The following is a 17,597-nucleotide window of genomic DNA, read 5'->3' on the forward strand; positions in this document are numbered from 1 at the left end:
CTACTGAAGCGCCTTCATGACGTCCTCGAGCCTCACGACTCCCACCACGCGGCCGGACACGGCGACGGTCCACACATCCGTTCTCCCCCACCATTCGCGCAGCGCGAGCTGAAGGTCCTCTCCTGTGAGGTCGGACGGCACCGCCGCGCCCCGCGGGAGCGGCATGGTGACGCTCTGCAGGCTCGCCGTCCCACGCTGCTCGGGCGGCACGGAGTCCGTCAGCGTCACCGGGAAGTGTCCCGCCGGAGCGCCGTCGGCGGAGACCACGACCACCTCTCGCGCTCCCCCCTGCTGCGCCTGCGCTCGGGCAGCCTCGACGGTGGTGTCGAAGCGGACCGCGATCGCGGGCACCATCACCGTGCCGGCGGACACCCCTTCGCGACGGCCCAGCGCCTGGGCCGCCCGCAGCGCGCTGGACGCGGCCGGCCAGAGGATCACGAACACCAGCGCCGCCCACATGATGTCGAAGAGCTCGGGCGTGCGGCCCTGGGTCAGCGGCAGCGCCAGCGCCACCAGGACGACGCCGATGGCGATGACCCGGCCCGCCCAGGCCGCGACCCTGACACCGCGGTACCGGTCCCCGGTGACGCCCCACACGATGGCCTCCAGCACACGCCCGCCGTCCATCGGGATGCCAGGCAGGGCGTTGAAGGCCGCGAGGGCCAGGTTCACGTAGACCAGGTACCGCACGATGCCTGAGGCCGTGAGATCGCCTTCCAGCATCTCCACGAACGTGAAGTCGAGCGCGCCCGTGGCCAGCACGAGCGCGCCGATGCCGGCCAGGACCACGTTCGCGAGCGGGCCCGCGAGCGCGGTCACGCCGCTCACCGTGGGCGTCATGCCGCGGGCATCAAAGGTGGTGTGCCCTCCCCAGAGAGTCAGCACGACCTCGTGCACCTGTCGGTGGAACGCCCGGGCGGCGGCCGCGTGAGCGATCTCGTGCACGAGCACGGAAGCGAACAGCAGCACCGCGAGCACGAGCCCGACCGTGAACGAGCGACGGTCCAGAGCGCCCCCGCCATTCGTCGCGAACACGAAGGCGAGGATCGCGAGCATCACGAGCGTCGAGGGCTGCACGACGATGCGCCCGCCGAATGCGCGCCCCAAGGACAGGCCCCGGGTGGGGCGCTGGGCGTCAGTCATGGCTCAACGGTAGACGGTCGCGGCCGCAGAGATGCACCATTTCACGAACCGGTGCACGCGAGCAGCGGACGGGGCTCGCGGGACCGATGCGCGGCCCGTGTCCGCGCCCCCGCCTACCCTGGTGGGCATGGCTTCCGCCCCCGGCATCTCGCCCTCCCGCGCATCGGACTTCCGCCAGTGCCCGCTGATGTTCCGCCTGCGCGTCGTGGACCGCATCCCGGAGCCGCCGTCTCCCGCCGCGACGCTCGGCACTCTCGTGCACGCGGTGCTCGAGCACCTGTACGACCTCCCGGCTGCGGAGCGCACACCGACCGCAGCGACCGCCATGGTCGAGCCCGAGTGGCGTGCGATGCTCGACAAGGACCCGAGCCTCGCATTACTCCACGAGGGCACCACCGCCGAACGGAGATGGCTCGACGACGCCCGCGTCCGCGTGGACCGGTACTTCACGCTCGAGAACCCTCAGCGCCTCGAGCCCGCAGCGCGCGAGGAGTACGTCGAGCTCCAGCTCGAGGACGGGCCGTCGCTGCGAGGCGTGATCGACCGCGTCGACGTCGCCCCTGACGGCTCCATCCGCATCGTCGATTACAAGTCCGGCAAGGCGCCGCGACCCCAGTATGGCCAGGCCGCGAAGTTCCAGATGAGGTTCTACGCGCTGCTGGTCGAGCGGCTGCGCGGACGGCGGCCCGCGCTGCTGCAGCTGCTGTACCTGCGCGACGGCGGGACGGTGGTCATGCATCCCACCGCGCAGGATCTCGACCAGGTCGAGGTCGAGATCCGGGAGTTGTGGGACGACATCCTGCACGCGGCGCGGTCGGGGCACTTCAGGCCCTCGCCGTCCAAGCTGTGCGGATGGTGCAGCTTCCAGTCGCTGTGCCCGGAGTTCGGCGGGCAGACGCCACCGCTGGACGTCGCCAGCGTCGAGCGAGCCTTCGGCGTCACGGTCACCACGCGGAGCGACTGACCTCTACGTCGAGGACACCGCAGCGCGCAGGAGCCGGGAGGTCTCCGCGAGCGCCTCCGCCGCGGCGTTCACCTCCAGCAGGCCATCCGTGGCGCTCTGGGAGGAGGCGCTCACCGCCTCGAGCGACACGGATATCTGCCGACTGCCATCGGCGACGACCTCGCTGTTCGTCGCCATCTCGGTCGTGGTGGCGGTCTGCTCCTCGACCGCGCTGGCGATGGTGGACTGGTGATCCGAGATCTGCTTGATGATCGCCCCGATCCGGGTGATCTCCTCCGACGCACGCTCCACGGTGGACTGGATGCCCTGCACGCGCTCCGAGATGCCCTCCGTCGCACGCGCGGTCTCCTGGGCGAGATCCTTCACCTCGCCCGCGACCACGGCGAAGCCGGCGCCTGCCTCTCCCGCCCGCGCAGCCTCGATGGTCGCATTCAGAGCGAGCAGGTTGGTCTGAGCGGCGATCTGCGTGATCACCTTCACGACCGAGCCGATCTCCTCGCTCGACGTCCCGAGTTCGACCACGGTCGCGGTCGTGGCCTCCGAGGCCTCCACCGCCTCGGCCGCCATGCGAGCGACGTCCTGGGCGTTCTCCGAGATCTCCCTGATGGAGCTGCCCATCTGACCCGTCGCCGCAGCGATGGCCTCGATGCTCGCGCCCACGGAGCCAGCGGCGACGGACACCGAGTCGACTCGCTCGTGGGTGGCGCGCGCATCGCGCGTCATCGCCTCGGAGTTGGCGGCGAGCGAGGAGGCAGCCGTGTCGAGATCGTCGATGGCGGCGCGCACGTCCCGGGCCACCGCTGCGGAGCGATCCAGCGTCGCATTCAGCGCGACCGCGAGTCGCTCGAGTTCGGCGCCTCCCACGTTCTCGGGAAGCCTCGTCGCGACGTCCCCCGACTCGAGGACCTCCGACGCCGAATCCACACCGCGCACGATCGACCGTCCCACGAGCCAGGCCGCTCCTGCGACCAGGACCAGGACCGCCAGTCCCCACCAGACGAGTCGCCATGCCTCGGCGGCGGCGGCGGCCTCGAGGTCATCGACGTAGACGCCCGAGCCGAGCACCCAGCCCCACTCTGGGACTCCCGCCACGTACGAGATCTTCGGGGCAGGGTCATCGGAGCCTGGCTTGGGCCAGTGGTACGCCACGTACCCGGCCCCCTCGGCCTGCACAGTCTCGACGAACTGCATGAAGATCGCGGTGCCGTCGGCATCGGTGATCCCGCTCAGGTCCGTGCCATCGAGATCCGGATTGATGGGGTGCACCACCATGACGGGGCGTTCGTCGTTGATCCAGAAGTAGCCGTCCTCCTGGTAGCGCAGCGAGCCGACCTGCTGCGCCGCACGCGCCTGCGCCGTCTCACGAGTGAGCTCCCCGGCCTGCTCCTGCGCGACATACCCCTCCACCACTCCGAGCGCCACTTCGACGATGTGCTGCATCGCGAGCTCGCGCTCCAGGGTCATGCGGTCCTTGACTGCCGTCGCACCCACCGCGATCAACGCAGCCACGCCCAGCGCGATCACACCCACGACGGCGAGGATTCGGGCTTGGATCGACACGCGGATGGACCGGTGCTTCATGGTGGAGGTTCCCTCTCCGCTCACGGAATTCGTCGAGGGTCTCATCGGTCGCGCCACGGCACGTGTGAGCAGTGCGCGCGAACCCGTGGAAGGTCTAGAGCGCGTCGAGGGCGTCCCAGCGCTCGCCCGCCGCGATGCGGCCCAGTGCCTCGACATCGAGACCTGCGAGCGTGGACAGGCGGGTCAGGCGGGGGTCGGCGCCCACGGGAACGAGTCTCTGCACGCCGATGGTCGCGGCCCCCGACGCGAGCGCCGAGCCGATGCCGGCCGGCGAGTCCTCGATTGCGACGCACGAGGCGGCGTCGACCCCCAGAAGACGGGCCGCTGTCAGGTACGCCTCCGGGTCGGGCTTGCCGCGCGCGACCTGGTCCCCTGTGACGACGACCGCAAATGCCTCCGGAACCTGCGCCAGGAAGGCGTCGGCGAGCGTCGAGTACGACATCGTCACGAGCGCGCACGGGATGCCCGCCGCCACGACTCTCTCCAGCAGCAGTCTCGCGTCTGCTTGCCACGGGACGTGGCTGCGAACGCGGTCCGCCACCGTCGCCACCATGGAGGCGATGATCTCGTCGACCTCGAGCGCGACCCCGCGCTCCTGCAGGATCTGACCGCTGTCCGACAGCGGTCGGCCCACCAATGACAGCCCGTCCTCGTGCGTCCATGTCACGCCGAATCGCTCAGCAAGGGCCGTCTCGGCGGCAATCCAGTAGGGCTCGGAATCGATCAGGGTGCCGTCCATGTCCCACAGGATCGCGGCGGGGGCGGTGGTGTGTGCATTCACGGGTCAGGAGTCTAGGCTGGCGTGATGGACATCGACGAGAACGACGCGGCGATCCCCGCGGACGAGACCGTCATGGTCGCCGCGTTCGAGGGCTGGAACGACGCTGGCTCGTCCGCCTCAGCTGCACTGGACCACGTCGCTCAGACCTGGGGCTCGACAGAGCACACGACGCTCGACCCTGAGGACTATCACGACTTCCAGGTGGCCAGACCGTCCATCGCGATCCTGCCGTCTGGTGATCGGGTGGTGTCGTGGCCCGGCACCATCGTGTCGACGACCCCCGGTCCGCCGCAGGCCGCCCGCGTGGTGCTCGCGCGCGGCATCGAGCCGTCGATGCGTTGGCGTCGGTTCTGCGCCGAGGTGCTCGACGCCGCTGAGGAACTGGGTGTCACGACGCTCGTCACCTGCGGGGCGCTGCTGCTCGACGTGCCTCACACCCGCCCGCTGCCCACCTTCGTGACGAGCGACGATGCCGTGGCTCGCGCTCAGTACGGCCTGGAAGCCTCCGACTACGAGGGCCCCACCGGGATCGTCGGAGTGCTGGGCCACGAGGCCCAGCTGCGCGGCATCACCGTGCTGAGCCTGTGGGTGGGCGTGCCGCACTACATCGCTCACCCGCCGAGCCCCAAGGCGACCGTCACGCTGCTCGGTCAGCTCGAGAGGCTGCTCGGGGCGCCCATCGACCTGGGCGAGCTCCCCGACGAGGCGGAGGCCTGGCAGCGCGGGGCCGACGAGTTGACGGAGGACGACGAAGAGATCGCCGCCCACGTCGAGCAGCTCGAGTCCCTCATGGACGAGACGAGTCTGCCGGAGGCCTCTGGAGACGCGATCGCCGAGGAGTTCGAGAAGTTCCTGCGCCGCCGCGACGGCGGCGGGCCGAAGACTCCGTGACCCGGTCGCGCGTCAGCCCTGCGCAGGAGCGCCGTTCCCCCACGCGGTGACACGGCTGACGGTCGCGGCCTTGGGATACGAACCTTGGGTCGGCCCGATCTCGAACAGGTCGATCATCAGGAAGAGCGGGTAGTCCGGCGCGTGGGGAATGCGGCGCACGACGAGCCCCTCGCAGCCGATCAGGGTCTCGCCGTCTCCCCAGATCACGGTCCACGTGTGCAGAACGCTCGCGTCGAGGGCCACCGCGACCTCCGCCATGTCGGTGACCAACGCGGGGTCGTCGTGGGCCTTGAGTCCAGACCGCACGGTCGTGACCTCGCCGATCGCGGCGGCGTCGATCTCGACCACGCAGATCTCACCCGAGTGCTCGGGCGAGAGGTGCTCCGTGCCCACCAGCCACACGGCGAGCATGCAGCCGTCCGCACGAGACGCGGCGACCGTGAGGTCGATGCGCCCTCGAGACGGTGCGAAGAGCAGTTGCAGAGGCGTCTCCGTCCGCACGGCGAGACCGTCGCTCCGGTGACGATGCGTGCCGTGTGTGGATCCGACGGGGCCGGAGAACGTCCCCGTCTGGAGATTCGAGACACGCATCGGTGCATCCTCAGGTCGCCAGTCCAGTTGGTCGGCTTCTATCCGCAGTTCGAGACCCTCGGGGACGAGCCCGTAGCGAGTGGCGGACCGGTCCGGCGTGGTCCAGTGCGGAAGGTAGTGAGGCACCCACCTCGTGTCGCTCAGTCCGCGCGCGAAGTCGTCGGCGAAGTCGGGAGGTCGGCTCGGCAGAGGTGGCAGGTGCTCTGGTAGCGATGCCATAGGCGATTCTTGCATGGGCGCGCCGACGGGCGACCGGAGGACCTGATGCCGGCGCTGCGGTCTGACTAGGACATCGCGGGGATCACGCCGGCCACGACCAGCACGACGATCCCGACCGCCAACGCGATGCGGTACCAGACGAACGGCCAGTACGAACGCCTGGTGATGATCCTCAGGAACCACACGATCACGACATAGCCCACACCGAACGCCACGATCGCGGCGATCACGGTGTTGACGATTCCTGGCCCCCCGTCGGCCGTGATCTCCCCGGAGTTCGACAGCAGTTGGAAGAACCCCGACCCGAGGACTGCCGGGATGGCGAGCAGGAACGAATAGCGGGCCGCGGCCTCGCGGGTGAGCCCCAGCAGCAGGCCCATCGAGATGGTGCCGCCGGAACGTGAGACGCCCGGGACGAGCGCCATGGCCTGCGCGAGTCCCAGCAGGATCGCGTCCTTGCCTCGCACGTCGTCGAGCTCGCGCCGCTTGGCGCCGATCTTGTCGGCGAAGCCCAGCACCAGAGCGAAGATCGCGAGACCCGCAGCGGTGAGATATAGGTGGCGCAGTTGGTTCTCGATGTAGTCCTGGAAGAGCACGCCGAGCACCACGATCGGGATCGAGCCGAGGATGACCCACCAGCCCATGCGCGCGTCGGCATTGTGGGCGCCCAGCCGGGACGCGCGGTCGCGGCCGTGCTTGCCCGCGAGCGCGCGCATCCACGACGACACGATCCGGACGATGTCCTTCCAGAAGTACAGCAGGACCGCCGCCTCGGTGCCGATCTGGATGATCGCCGTGAACGCCGCACCGGGATCGCCACCGCTCGGCAGCAGCGGACCCACGACGCGGACGTGCGCACTCGAGGAGATCGGCAGGAACTCCGTGATTCCCTGCACCACTCCGAGCACGACGGCTTCCCACCAGTTCATGACGGCAAGGCTAGCGTCAGCGCGTCGCGCCTCCGGACTCGCCGTCCCGCCCGGTAGCGTCGCGTGCATGCAGCGCAGACGGGTCGGCACGAGTGGATTGACGGTGTCCTCGCTCGCGCTCGGCACCATGACGTGGAGCCGGGACACCGGTCCGGACGAGGCCGGCGCGCAGCTCGATGCCTTCCTCAGCGCCGGCGGGACGCTGCTCGACACGGCGGCCTCGTACGCCGGCGGAGGCGCAGAGTCCCTCATCGGCACGATGCTGGGCGGAACCATCTCCCGGCGCGACGTGCAGATCTGCACCAAGGCGGGCATCCGGCGCACCGCGGAGGGCGGGCTCATCGACGCGTCGCGCGACACCCTGCTCGACACTCTCGACGCGTCCTTGGAGCGCATGGGCACCGACCACGTCGATCTGTGGCTCGTGCACGCTTACGATCCCGTCGCCCCCGTCGAAGAGACGCTGCACGCACTGGAGATCGCAGTGAACTCCGGGCGCGCGCGCTACGTAGGCGTCTCGAACTACCCCGGCTGGGCGACCGCACAGATCTCGGCGCTCGCCACTCGCCCCACCATCACGGCGACGCAGGTCGAGTACTCGCTGCTGCAGCGAGGCGTCGAGCGTGAGGTGCTGCCGGCCGCCGATGCGCTCGGCATGGGTGCGCTCGCGTGGTCTCCCCTGGGACGCGGGGTGCTGACGGGCAAGTACCGCGACGCCATCCCGGCGGACTCGAGGGCGGCATCGGAGCACCTGGCCGGTTTTGTGTCTCCCTACCTCGACGACCGGTCCGCGGGCATCGTCGACGCGCTCACGACGGCGGCGGAAGGGCTCGACGAGCCTCCGCTCGCGGTGGCGCTGGCGTGGGTGCTCGGGCGTCCCGGCATCAGCTCCGCGATCGTGGGAGCGCGCACTGCGGCACAGCTCTCGCCGTCGTTGACTGCCGCCGACCTTGATCTTCCGCCCGCGATCGCCGAGGCGCTCGACGAGATCTCTGCCCCCCACATCGGCTACCCCGAGCGCCGGTAGCGCGATGATGCGCCTGCGCCTCAGGCGCTATCGCAGATCGAACTCGTCGATGTCGTCGTCCATATCGTCGTCGTCCTCGACAGCGTGGGGATCGAGCGCTTCGTCGGCGTCCGGGTCATCGCCCGACGCCCCCGTGTCATCGTCACCCTGGTCGTCGTCCGGGTCGTCGTCATCATCGTCGACGTCGTCCTCGCCGTCATACTCGTCGCCCTCGGAGTCGTCGAGGACGAGAGGGAGCGTCTCCCCGTACTCGGAGTCGAGGATGTCCTCGTATCGCTCGAACTCCGTCGCGACGGCCTCGTACGCATCGTCCACGGCGGCGTCCGCATCGCCTCGCCGCATCGCGATCGCCTCGAGGTGCTCCTCAAGGGCGGCCATCAGTCGCCTCAGTGCTTCGGTCGCCTCTGCGCTCATGGTCATGACGGTACTCGCGGATCGTATTGAATGGGAGAGATCATGAAGGAAATCGCATCTGACGCCACCCATGTGGTCACCTCCACACGCGGCCGGCCTTCGAGCTCGAGCCGTCTCGAGTGGCGCGTGATCGAGATCCCGCGTGACGTCCCCCGCGCCGACACCCGCTCGCTGCTCACGGAGCAGGCGGAGTACGGGCGGTGGGAGCTGGCGCGCTCACAGATTCTCTACGGCGGCGCCCGACGGGTGTGGCTGCGGCGACGCGTCATGCGCGTCCAGCGCACCGACGCCGCCTAACGCCTCTGCTGTCCGGCGCCCACTGTCGCCGCCGTCAGCAGTCGCGCAGGAACCGCTCCAGCACGCGGGTGCCGAAGTGCAGGCTGTCGACCGGGATGCGCTCGTCGATGCCGTGGAAGAGCGACGGGAAGTCCAGGTCCGGCGGCAGCTGAAGCGGAGCGAATCCGTATCCGGTGATCCCCAGCGCGGCCAGGTGCTTGTTGTCCGTGCCACCCATCAGGGAGTACGGCAGCACGGGCGCGTCCGGGTCCTCGGCGCCAAGCGCGGCGATCATCTTGTCCACGAGCGCTCCTTCGAAGGGCACCTCGAGGCTCCGCTCGGTGATGTAGGGCTCGACCTTGACGTGGGTGCCCGCCAACTCCTCGATCTGCCGCAGCGCCTGCTCCTGCTGGCCGTGAAGGTAGCGGCTGTCCACGTACCCGACGGCAGTGTCGGGGATCACGTTCGCCTTGTAGCCGGCGTCGAGCATCGTCGGGTTCGAGGTGTTCCGCACGGACGCCTCGATCATGGGCGCCATCGCGCCCAGGCCCTCGACGAGCCGATTGATGCACTCGGGAGTGGGCTCGTACTCGATGCCCTCGAGTTCCGCCACTCCCTGGAGCAGTCTCTCGGCGGTGGGGGTGAGCTCGACTGGCCACTCGTAGGCGCCGATGCGCGAGAGCGCTCCGGCGAGGTGCGCGACCGCATTGTCACGGTGCACCAGCGACCCGTGTCCCTGCTTGCCGTGGGAGATGAGCTTGAGCCACTGGATGCCCTTCTCCGCGGTCTGGATCAGGTACGCGCGCCTGCCATTGACGTAGGCGCTGAACCCGCCGACCTCGCTGATCGCCTCGGTGGCCCCGCGGAAGTCCTCGGGGTAGTGCTCCACCATCCATTTCGCGCCGCGTGCGCCGCCGTGCTCCTCGTCTGCGAAGAACGCGAGCACGATGTCGCGGGGCGGCTTGGCGCCGGCGCGGATCATGCTGGCGACCGAGGCGAGGATCATCGCGTCCATGTTCTTCATGTCGACCGCGCCGCGGCCATAGATCATGCCGTCGCGGATCTCGGCGGCGAACGGGTCCACCGACCAGTCCTCCGCAAAAGCCGGAACCACGTCGAGGTGACCGTGGACCACGAGCGCGTCACGGTCGGGATCGGAGCCCTCCCACAGGCAGGTGACGCTCGCACGACCCGGCTCGGACTCGCGAATCACGGGTTCCAGGCCCAGATCAGCGAGGAAGGCCGCGACGTACTCTGCGGCCACGATCTCCCCCGGGCCCGGCTCGTCGCCGTAGTTCGAGGTATCGATGCGGATGAGATCGCGGCAGATCTGGACGACGTCGAGGGGTGAGGTCATGCCCTCAGGCTATCGTCCGCATCGGCCGCCGGAACCGTGACGCCAAGCCTCGCGGAGGTTTGTGCTGTCCCCCAGGGGCCCGGACACGCCGCCGCCCGCGGCGCCATCCGGTCACAGGGGGGACGTGAGCGGGGCGCGCGCGGGCGGGGCGTGTCAGACGGAGAGGCTCGTACGCCTCTCGATCGTCATGTGAAGAGGCTGACGCCTCCGGGGCCGACGAGCAGGGCGACGACGATGAGCACGGCGCCCATGACGAAGTCACGCTGGATCAAGCGGACGATGCCGATGATTCCAATGATCACTGCCGCGATCCACAGGATGGTATCCCACATGACGTGGCCTCCTTCTTTGATGATGCTTCTCGTGCTTCGGACGCCATCGACAACCAGGCATCTGCCCTGGACATTCCCGGTTCGTAATCGTTTCGTGATGGGCACAGCGGTGGGAACGGCGAGAATGCAGTCACATGCCACCATTCCCATAGTGGGGAATATTCACGATGGGGCGGGCGGGCCTGAACGCACCATGGCGTGAAGTGTCCAGAGAAAGACGAAGGGCCGGAAGCAATAAGCTTCCGGCCCTGATCGTGTCCGAGGGGGGACTTGAACCCCCACGCCCGTTAGGGCACTAGCACCTCAAGCTAGCGCGTCTGCCATTTCCGCCACCCGGACAGGGTGTCTGAAGTGCCTTATCGGCGCTTCAGCGCGACGGCAATCGTAGCATGGGCGGGAGGCCCCAATGCCACCATCGGCGCCCGCGACACCCGGTCCGGGCGCGGCTGTGCTCACTGGAAGTCCCTGCTCTTGGCGGGCACCTTCAGGGACAGGGGCGAGATGTGCTCCGCCACCATGTTGGTGGCCCCGTCCGCCCGCTCGATGCGCCCACGGATCACCAGCGCCGCCACACCCTGTCCGCGCAGACGGCGCGGTGACGATGCCCGCCTCTCCCTCGGCGGATCACCAACGCGAAGTACGCGGGAGCACCGGTCAACGATCGCGATGTCGCATGTGCCGACGGGCGATGATCACCGCGACAGAGATGATGGCCACCTCCACCACGACCAGAAGCAGAAGTTCGAAGGCCGCGACCTGGCCCCAGAACTCAGCACGCGTCGGCACCTCCACCCACACCGGCGGCTCAGGACCGCGCGGATAATATGACGGGTTGCGCACCATCGCCCAGATGATCGAGCCAACCAAAGCGGCCACGCGAAGGGAGACCGGCAATGCACGGCCCGGCCAAGGTCCGCCAGTCGATAGCAAGGCCGGCAGCAGCGCTACCGGCAATGCGGCAGTGTCAGCCAGCACCGGAACGCGCGCGACCGCGAGGACAAGCCACCCGACGCAGACGACCACCTGCCATCGAAGGTAGGGTGCCCACCAGCCGTCATTCACCGGTGCGTCCCTCATGCCAATCACCGAGCGCTCCCCTCCTCTCGTCGCCCACACCGATCACTCGCGACGTCGCGCCTGTCGATCGGCGATGATCGCCGCGATCGAGAAGAAGGCGACCTCCACCACGACCAGCAGCAGGAGCTCGAAGGCCGCGACCTGGCCCCAGAACTCAGCACGCGTCGGCACTTCGTCTCCCACTCGCGGCGCGGGACCGCGGGGATTGTAGTTCGGGTGGAGCGCCTGCGTCCAGAGGAGCGCGACGACGACGCATGCGACACGCGGGACTACCAGCACCGTGCTCCCCACTCTGGACCCGCGAAACGACAGCGCCAACGGCATCAGCGACGCTGGGACGAGGGCGGTGTCAGCAACCACCGGCACCTGCGCCGCAGCCAGGGCCAACCACACCACCCCGACAACGATCGACCAATGACGGTACGCAACCCACCAGGAGATGTTCGTGCGTGGTCGCCGTGGTCCGCTCGGTGCGGTCACCAGCGTCAGGTCCAGACTCGGGCAGTCATGGCAGCGTGGTCAGCGCCCAGCGCGCCTCAGGGTGACGGTGGGTCGGGTCGCCGTCGGAGGCCTGCACGCTGACAGCGTGGATCGAACGTTCTCCAAGCGTGCTGTCGTAGGTGTCACTCGTGCCAGTGCCCACCGGTGTGTCGTCCAGGAACCACTGGTAGGTGACGGTCGCGCTCTCGGGGTCGGTGGCAGAGACGGTGAAGGTCTGGGAGTCACCCCCGGTGATCGTGACATGGGCGCTGGCCGGAGATTGCGTGTCGATCGTGGCGACTTGGCTGGCCTCGCTGGACTCGATACGGGTATAGGCGGTCGAGATCATGCCGCGTGCGTCGGTGACACGGGTGCCCACGAGTTGATCCGTGGCCATCGCCGGAGTGAACGAGGTGGACGTGCCCGATTCGTCGTCGAACACACCGTCCAGATCCAGATCCCACGTCACAGTCAGGCCACCAGTGCCGCCAGAAGCCGACGCGGAGAGCGTCGATGCCGTGCCGGCGTTCAACGGCTGCGTGGGAGTCGCGACCGTGACCGACGGCACCGAAACCGCCTGCACTGCACTGTTCATGGTGGCGACGCGCGCGGCCGCCTCGTCGGCGGCATCGGTGAACGCGGCCTGCAGGTCGTCGGCCGCATCGATGACTCCGTCATACGCGTCCAGCAGCGAGACGTCGTCATCGGGCAACTCGATCGCCGCCAGATGGTCGGCCACCACCTGCGCGTCGGCACTGGCGTATCCGACGGATTCGTAGTCGGCGATCTCCTGGGCGGTGAAACCCGACGTCGCCACCCGGTCCTGAAGGTCCTCCAGCGCCGACACATCAACCGGTGTGGCCGCGTCGGGGAGGAGCGCGATCTCGTCCCGGACCTCTTCCAACAGGTCGACCAGTTCGTCCTGGTTCGTCACCAACTGAGAGGTGTACTGCTCGAGAGCGCTGGCATGGGCGACGGCCCAGCGCACATCATCGGCCTGCTGCGCGCCCAGATAGCGTTCGTGGGCGTGCATGATCGCCTCGACCAAGGCCGCCTGCTCAGCCGACAGGGTCGCGATGCGGCCTTGCCGAGCATGTTCGGCGCTGGAGTCCAACGGTGAGAACGGATACGACTCGTCCAAGCCGACCAAGGACAAGGATGCGGCGAAGTCATCGTTGATCACCGCCATGTCGAGCCCCACCGCCCGACCATATGCGGGGTCGGCCGGATCGTCGGCAAGGTTCTGATAGTGCTGGGCCTGAGTGCCCGCCAACGAGTCAATGATCCTCCCGCCGATGAATAGCACACCATCGTGGGCGCTCGTGGGCACTGTCAGGTCGAAAAGGGACGGTATGAACGTTCCGCCACCGACTCCTCCAGCGTATGCGAGCGGAAATCGCCAACCAGCCGCGCTCGCGTAGTTGTACGCGTCCACGCTCACGCCGACGCTGCTCGCGCCCGACAAGAATATCGAGGAGCGGGCCAGCGTCTGCCAGCCTCCCACTTGGGCCTGCCCCTCGGCCTTGAGCGCGGCCGAGTCGAAGGTGTACCCGGCCAGATCGTCACCGATCACATCGAAGGCGTAGTCGGTGCCGTCCCCCAGCAGGATGTCGTGCGCTGGATCCCAGGTGCCGTTCAGGTCGTTGTCGATCAGGATGTCGTAGCGGCCGGCCTGGAGCGTTGGCAGCCACGCGTACTCGTCATAGAACGTCCCATACGACTGGAAACGGTTTGGTGAACCGGTGACGTCGATGGCGGCATCGCCGTCTGACCACGTGGTGTTCGCGGTCACATAGATGTCGGCCGTCGGCACGATGTGACCTGGTGGGACATAGTCCAGATCACCACTCACGCACACGGGCTGATTGCGATAGAACGTCTCCTGCGGCCAGAAGCTGCAATCCGAGACGAACGCCGCAGCTGCGGCAGCGGGAGTCGACGCGGCCACAGCGACCATTGGCGCCACTAACGCGCCACTAACGCGCCGATCGCGGCGACAACTCCCATACGACGACGATTCCGGTTCATCATGATCCCCCCTGAATTTGGCCGACCGTCTCCCCTGACGGCCAACTCTTACCGTGGACGAGTTCTCGATGCGCTGTCAAGGCCATCCTCATCGACACACGTGGGTGCGACCTCCTGTTACCGGAAGTCGCGGCTCTTGGCGGGCACCTTCAGCGAGAGCGGGGAGATGTGCTCGGCCACCATGTTGGTGGCCCCGTCCGCCCGCTCGATGCGCCCGCGGATCACCAGCGCCGCAGACCGTCTCGCCACCGCCTGGAAGCGACGCCACACCCCCACCGAGCAGATCACGTTGAGGAAACCGGTCTCGTCCTCGAGCGAGATGAAGGTCACCCCCTTGGCCGTGCCGGGCCGCTGGCGATGGGTCACGACGCCTGCCACAGTCACGCGCCGCTCCGCCTCGTGAGCGAGCACCCCGGCCACGGTGAGGACCCCCTGCTGGTCGAGCCCGTCGCGCACGAACACCGTGGGATAGCTGTCGGTCGAGACCCCGGAGGCCCATACATCGGCCACGGCCTCCTCCACCGCACTCATGCCCGGCAGCATGGGCGCGGTGACGTCGGTCGAGAGATCCGGCAGCGTGTCGGGCCCCTCCCTCGACAGCGCGCCAGAGGCCCACAGCCCCTCGCGCCGCGTCACACCCAGGGACTCGAGCGCCCCCGCCGTCGCGAGCGCCTCCCACTGGGCCGTGGTGAGCCCCTTCTCGGGAGCCAGCCCTGACTCCCCCGTCACGCCGGAGGGCCGCACCCGTACGCGACGCGCCATGTCGGTGACGGAAGTGAACGGGCCGGCCGCTCGGGCATCGACGATCGCCTGCGCCGCATCCTCGCCGAGCCCGCGCACTGCCGCCAGCCCCATGCGCACTGCCAGGGTGCGGTCCACCCGCGTGAGGACCGCCATGTCTGCGCGTGCCTCGTCCGGGATCGCAAAAGGCTCGGCCAGCCGCTCGACCTTCGCGAGCGCGGCGGAGCGCGTCACGCACGGACGCAGCACCACCTGTCCGTGCCTGCGAGCATCGGCCGTGAGCGACTGGGGGCTGTAGAAGCCCATGGGCTGCGCCGCGAGCAGCCCCGCGTAGAAGGCGGCGGGCTTGTGAACCTTCAGCCAGCTCGAGGCGTACACGAGGTACGCGAACGAGAACGAGTGCGACTCCGGGAAGCCGAAGTCGGAGAACGCCTTGAGCTTGTCGAAGATCTGGTCGGCGACGTCTGCGGTGACGCCGCGCTCGTGGGCACCGACCATGAACCGCGCGCGCAGCGCCTCCATGCGCTCCGGCGATCGCTTGGACCCCATCGCGCGGCGCAGCTGGTCCGCGAGGGCCCCGTCGAAGCCGGCGCAGTCCATCGCCATCTGCATCAGCTGCTCCTGGAACAGCGGCACCCCGAGAGTCTTGCCCAGCGACTTCTCCAGCAGTGGGTGCAGGAAGGTCACCGGCTCGCGGCCCCGGGCACGGCTGATGTACGGGTGCACAGAGCCGCCCTGGATGGGCCCGGGGCGGATCAGGGCGACCTCGATCACGATGTCGTAGAAGCGGCGCGGGCGCAGACGGGGCAGGGTCGCCATCTGCGCGCGCGACTCGACCTGGAACACGCCCACCGTGTCCGCAGCGCACAGCAGGTCGTACACCGCCGGGTCCTCCTGCGGCAGCGAGTGCAGGCCGATGTCCTCCGACTCGGTGTCGCGCACGAACCCAAACGCGTACCGCAGCGCGGAGAGCATCCCCAGCCCCAGCAGGTCGAACTTCACCAGCCCCGCATCGGCGCAGTCGTCCTTGTCCCACTGCAGCACGGTGCGCCCGGGCATGCGGGCCCACTCGACGGGGCACACGTCGATGACGGGCCGGTCACACAGCACCATGCCGCCCGGGTGGATGCCGAGGTGACGCGGCAGCCTCATGAACCGGTCCGCGAGGTCGAGTACCGGTTCCGGGATGTGGTCGAGATCGTGGGTGGGAGGCGGCTCGGGCCACATCGCATCCCGCTGCTTGGCGGCCCACTCCTCCATCTGCGCCTGCGGCACGCGCAGGGAGCCCCACCGGTCGATGCTCTTGGACCACGCGTCCTGCTGACCCACGTCGAAGCCCAGCGCCTTGGCGGCATCGCGCACCGCCGAGCGTGGCCGGTACTGGATGACGTTCGCGACCATCGCGGCATTGATGCGGCCGAACCGCTGGAAGACGTACTGGATCACCTCTTCTCGACGATCCGACTCGATGTCGACGTCGATGTCGGGCGGACCGTCACGCTCGGGGGCGAGGAACCGCTCGAACAGCAGCCCGTGAGTGACGGCGTCGACCGCGGTGACGCCCAGGGCGAAGCACACCGCGGAGTTGGCGGCGGATCCCCGTCCCTGGCACAGGATGTCCTGGTCGCGGCAGAAGCTCACGATGTCGTGGACGATGAGGAAGTAGCCGGGGAAGTCGAGCGCTTCGATGACGTTGAGCTCGTGCTCGATCTGCTTCCACGCTCCCGGCACACGCTCGGCGTGGGGGGAGCCGTAGCGGGCGTGGGCGCCGCGGCGCACCAGTTCACGCAGCCATGAGGCCTCGGTGTGCCCCTCCGGCACCGGGTACGGCGGCAGATTCGGTGCCACCAGGTTCAGGTCGAACGCACATTCGGCAGCGAGCCGCGCTGCCGTCGTCACGGCCTGCGGATGGCGCCGATGCCGGTGCAGCATCTCTGCGGCCGAGCGCAGGTGCCCTCCCCCGCCCCCGGGCAACCACCCGTCCATGTCATCGAGCGACGACCGGGCCCGCACCGCCGCCAGCGCCGCCGCGAGGTCCGCGTCTCGCGGCCTCGCATAGTGCGCATTCGAGGTCGCCACGAGCGGCAGCGAGGCGTCGAACGCGAGGTCCGCGAGTGCGGCGTTGCGCTCCGAGTCGAAGGGGTCGCCGGTGTCCGTGACCTCGACCGCCACGTTGTCGCGGCCGAACAGCGACGTCAGCCGGTCGAGCTCGCGGCGTGCCGCGGCGAATCCTGCGGGGGTGACTCCGCCCGAGAGCGCGTTCGCCCCGGCGACGCCCACCCCGGACAGCGCACGCCGCACGGTTCCCTTGCGGCAGCCGGTGAGAATCAAGAACTGCCCCGCACCCGTCTCCGCCAGGTCCTCCAGCGTGTAGCGCGCGAGCCCCTTCTCTCCGGTCGCGAGGTGGGCCATGCCGATGGCGTGCGACAGCCGCGAGTAGCCCTCCGGCCCGCGCGCCAAGGCGAGCAGGTGGCTGCCGCGGGGATCGGGAACCCCCGTGGGCGGGTCCAGCACGGGAGGCCCGCCGGGGGTCTCGGGTGCCCCCATGTGCAGCTCCGCTCCGAACACGGTGGGCAGGTCGATCGCGCGCGCCGCGTTCGCGAACCTCACGGCGCCGTAGAGCCCGTCGTGGTCGGTGATGGCGAGCGCGCTGAGGCCCAGCCGCCCGGCCTCGGCGGCCATCTCCTCGGGGTGGCTCGCGCCGTCAAGGAAGCTGAAGGCGCTGTGCGCGTGCAGTTCGGCGTAGTCGACACCATTCGTCATCGG

At 69.0% G+C, this 17,597-nt stretch carries 16 protein-coding genes and 1 tRNA gene; 4 read left to right on the top strand and 13 right to left on the bottom strand.

Annotated elements, in window-relative coordinates:
- On the bottom strand, positions 1 to 1,143 hold the full coding sequence (locus AOP72_RS06895) for a site-2 protease family protein (RefSeq protein ID WP_062134193.1): 1,143 nt from the start codon (positions 1,141 to 1,143) through the stop codon (positions 1 to 3).
- Between the two features lie 127 nt (positions 1,144 to 1,270).
- Here AOP72_RS06895 and AOP72_RS06900 point away from each other — a divergent pair, with 127 nt between their 5' ends.
- Positions 1,271 to 2,107, top strand: coding sequence for a RecB family exonuclease (locus AOP72_RS06900; RefSeq protein WP_062134197.1), 837 nt, complete (start codon positions 1,271 to 1,273; stop codon positions 2,105 to 2,107).
- 3 nt (positions 2,108 to 2,110) lie between these two features.
- Here the strand turns inward: AOP72_RS06900 and AOP72_RS06905 are convergent, their stop codons facing one another.
- Both AOP72_RS06905 and AOP72_RS06910 read right to left on the bottom strand, forming a co-directional pair.
- Complete coding sequence (locus tag AOP72_RS06905) at positions 2,111 to 3,688, bottom strand: cache domain-containing protein (protein WP_062134200.1); 1,578 nt, start codon at positions 3,686 to 3,688, stop codon at positions 2,111 to 2,113.
- Between the two features lie 94 nt (positions 3,689 to 3,782).
- Positions 3,783 to 4,469, bottom strand: a complete 687-nt coding sequence (locus AOP72_RS06910) for an HAD family hydrolase (protein ID WP_238581631.1) — start codon at positions 4,467 to 4,469, stop codon at positions 3,783 to 3,785.
- Positions 4,470 to 4,493: 24 nt separating this feature from the next.
- On the opposite strand from AOP72_RS06910, the gene AOP72_RS06915 reads away from it, so the two are divergent.
- Entirely contained in the window at positions 4,494 to 5,360 is an 867-nt protein-coding gene (locus AOP72_RS06915; RefSeq protein WP_062134203.1) for a PAC2 family protein, read from the top strand.
- Between the two features lie 12 nt (positions 5,361 to 5,372).
- Here AOP72_RS06915 and AOP72_RS06920 read toward each other — a convergent pair whose 3' ends face one another.
- A complete protein-coding gene (locus AOP72_RS06920) occupies positions 5,373 to 6,170 on the bottom strand; it encodes a hypothetical protein (RefSeq protein WP_062134206.1) in 798 nt (265 codons plus the stop codon).
- 65 nt (positions 6,171 to 6,235) lie between these two features.
- A complete protein-coding gene (locus tag AOP72_RS06925) occupies positions 6,236 to 7,099 on the bottom strand; it encodes an undecaprenyl-diphosphate phosphatase (protein WP_062134210.1) in 864 nt (287 codons plus the stop codon).
- A 67-nt stretch (positions 7,100 to 7,166) separates the two neighbouring features.
- Here AOP72_RS06925 and AOP72_RS06930 point away from each other — a divergent pair, with 67 nt between their 5' ends.
- Positions 7,167 to 8,126: an aldo/keto reductase gene (locus AOP72_RS06930; protein WP_062134211.1), complete on the top strand. Its 960-nt coding sequence runs from the start codon at positions 7,167 to 7,169 to the stop codon at positions 8,124 to 8,126.
- 27 nt (positions 8,127 to 8,153) lie between these two features.
- Here the strand turns inward: AOP72_RS06930 and AOP72_RS06935 are convergent, their stop codons facing one another.
- Positions 8,154 to 8,540, bottom strand: a complete 387-nt coding sequence (locus AOP72_RS06935) for a hypothetical protein (protein ID WP_084631892.1) — start codon at positions 8,538 to 8,540, stop codon at positions 8,154 to 8,156.
- A gap of 42 nt (positions 8,541 to 8,582) precedes the next feature.
- Here AOP72_RS06935 and AOP72_RS06940 point away from each other — a divergent pair, with 42 nt between their 5' ends.
- Positions 8,583 to 8,837 (top strand): DUF5703 family protein, encoded by a 255-nt coding sequence (locus tag AOP72_RS06940; RefSeq protein ID WP_152650277.1) that lies wholly within the window; start codon positions 8,583 to 8,585, stop codon positions 8,835 to 8,837.
- Positions 8,838 to 8,871: 34 nt separating this feature from the next.
- On the opposite strand, the gene AOP72_RS06945 is transcribed toward AOP72_RS06940, so the two are convergent.
- From AOP72_RS06945 to AOP72_RS06965, 7 genes are all read right to left on the bottom strand, one after another.
- Positions 8,872 to 10,173, bottom strand: a complete 1,302-nt coding sequence (locus tag AOP72_RS06945) for a M20/M25/M40 family metallo-hydrolase (RefSeq protein WP_062134214.1) — start codon at positions 10,171 to 10,173, stop codon at positions 8,872 to 8,874.
- Between the two features lie 185 nt (positions 10,174 to 10,358).
- Positions 10,359 to 10,505 (bottom strand): GPGG-motif small membrane protein, encoded by a 147-nt coding sequence (locus AOP72_RS13565; RefSeq protein ID WP_193746376.1) that lies wholly within the window; start codon positions 10,503 to 10,505, stop codon positions 10,359 to 10,361.
- A gap of 255 nt (positions 10,506 to 10,760) precedes the next feature.
- Positions 10,761 to 10,844: transfer RNA gene (locus AOP72_RS06950), tRNA-Leu, on the bottom strand.
- Positions 10,845 to 11,159: 315 nt separating this feature from the next.
- Complete coding sequence (locus tag AOP72_RS13390; protein WP_152650278.1) at positions 11,160 to 11,567, bottom strand: hypothetical protein; 408 nt, start codon at positions 11,565 to 11,567, stop codon at positions 11,160 to 11,162.
- A 57-nt stretch (positions 11,568 to 11,624) separates the two neighbouring features.
- Positions 11,625 to 11,978, bottom strand: a complete 354-nt coding sequence (locus AOP72_RS06955; RefSeq protein WP_062134217.1) for a hypothetical protein — start codon at positions 11,976 to 11,978, stop codon at positions 11,625 to 11,627.
- 109 nt (positions 11,979 to 12,087) lie between these two features.
- Positions 12,088 to 14,028 carry a hypothetical protein gene (locus tag AOP72_RS06960; RefSeq protein WP_152650279.1) on the bottom strand — a complete coding sequence of 647 codons (1,941 nt, stop codon included), beginning with the start codon at positions 14,026 to 14,028 and terminating at the stop codon, positions 12,088 to 12,090.
- A 179-nt stretch (positions 14,029 to 14,207) separates the two neighbouring features.
- Positions 14,208 to 17,594: an error-prone DNA polymerase gene (locus AOP72_RS06965; RefSeq protein ID WP_062134223.1), complete on the bottom strand. Its 3,387-nt coding sequence runs from the start codon at positions 17,592 to 17,594 to the stop codon at positions 14,208 to 14,210.
- Between the last annotated feature and the right edge of the window lie 3 nt (positions 17,595 to 17,597).

Source organism: Demequina aestuarii (assembly GCF_000975095.1).
Classification (GTDB): Bacteria; Actinomycetota; Actinomycetes; order Actinomycetales; family Demequinaceae; genus Demequina; species Demequina aestuarii.

Excerpts from the sequence above, each read along its gene's own strand:
- AOP72_RS13565 (WP_193746376.1), bottom strand. The coding sequence starts at position 10,505 with ATGTGGGATACCATCCTGTGGATCGCGGCAGTGATCATTGGAATCATC.
- AOP72_RS06940 (WP_152650277.1), top strand. The coding sequence starts at position 8,583 with ATGAAGGAAATCGCATCTGACGCCACCCATGTGGTCACCTCCACACGC.
- AOP72_RS06905 (WP_062134200.1), bottom strand. The coding sequence starts at position 3,688 with ATGAAGCACCGGTCCATCCGCGTGTCGATCCAAGCCCGAATCCTCGCC.
- AOP72_RS06965 (WP_062134223.1), bottom strand. The coding sequence starts at position 17,594 with ATGACGAATGGTGTCGACTACGCCGAACTGCACGCGCACAGCGCCTTC.
- AOP72_RS06900 (WP_062134197.1), top strand. The coding sequence starts at position 1,271 with ATGGCTTCCGCCCCCGGCATCTCGCCCTCCCGCGCATCGGACTTCCGC.
- AOP72_RS06935 (WP_084631892.1), bottom strand. The coding sequence starts at position 8,540 with ATGAGCGCAGAGGCGACCGAAGCACTGAGGCGACTGATGGCCGCCCTT.
- AOP72_RS06915 (WP_062134203.1), top strand. The coding sequence starts at position 4,494 with ATGGACATCGACGAGAACGACGCGGCGATCCCCGCGGACGAGACCGTC.
- AOP72_RS06945 (WP_062134214.1), bottom strand. The coding sequence starts at position 10,173 with ATGACCTCACCCCTCGACGTCGTCCAGATCTGCCGCGATCTCATCCGC.
- AOP72_RS06920 (WP_062134206.1), bottom strand. The coding sequence starts at position 6,170 with ATGGCATCGCTACCAGAGCACCTGCCACCTCTGCCGAGCCGACCTCCC.
- AOP72_RS06930 (WP_062134211.1), top strand. The coding sequence starts at position 7,167 with ATGCAGCGCAGACGGGTCGGCACGAGTGGATTGACGGTGTCCTCGCTC.
- AOP72_RS06925 (WP_062134210.1), bottom strand. The coding sequence starts at position 7,099 with ATGAACTGGTGGGAAGCCGTCGTGCTCGGAGTGGTGCAGGGAATCACG.
- AOP72_RS06895 (WP_062134193.1), bottom strand. The coding sequence starts at position 1,143 with ATGACTGACGCCCAGCGCCCCACCCGGGGCCTGTCCTTGGGGCGCGCA.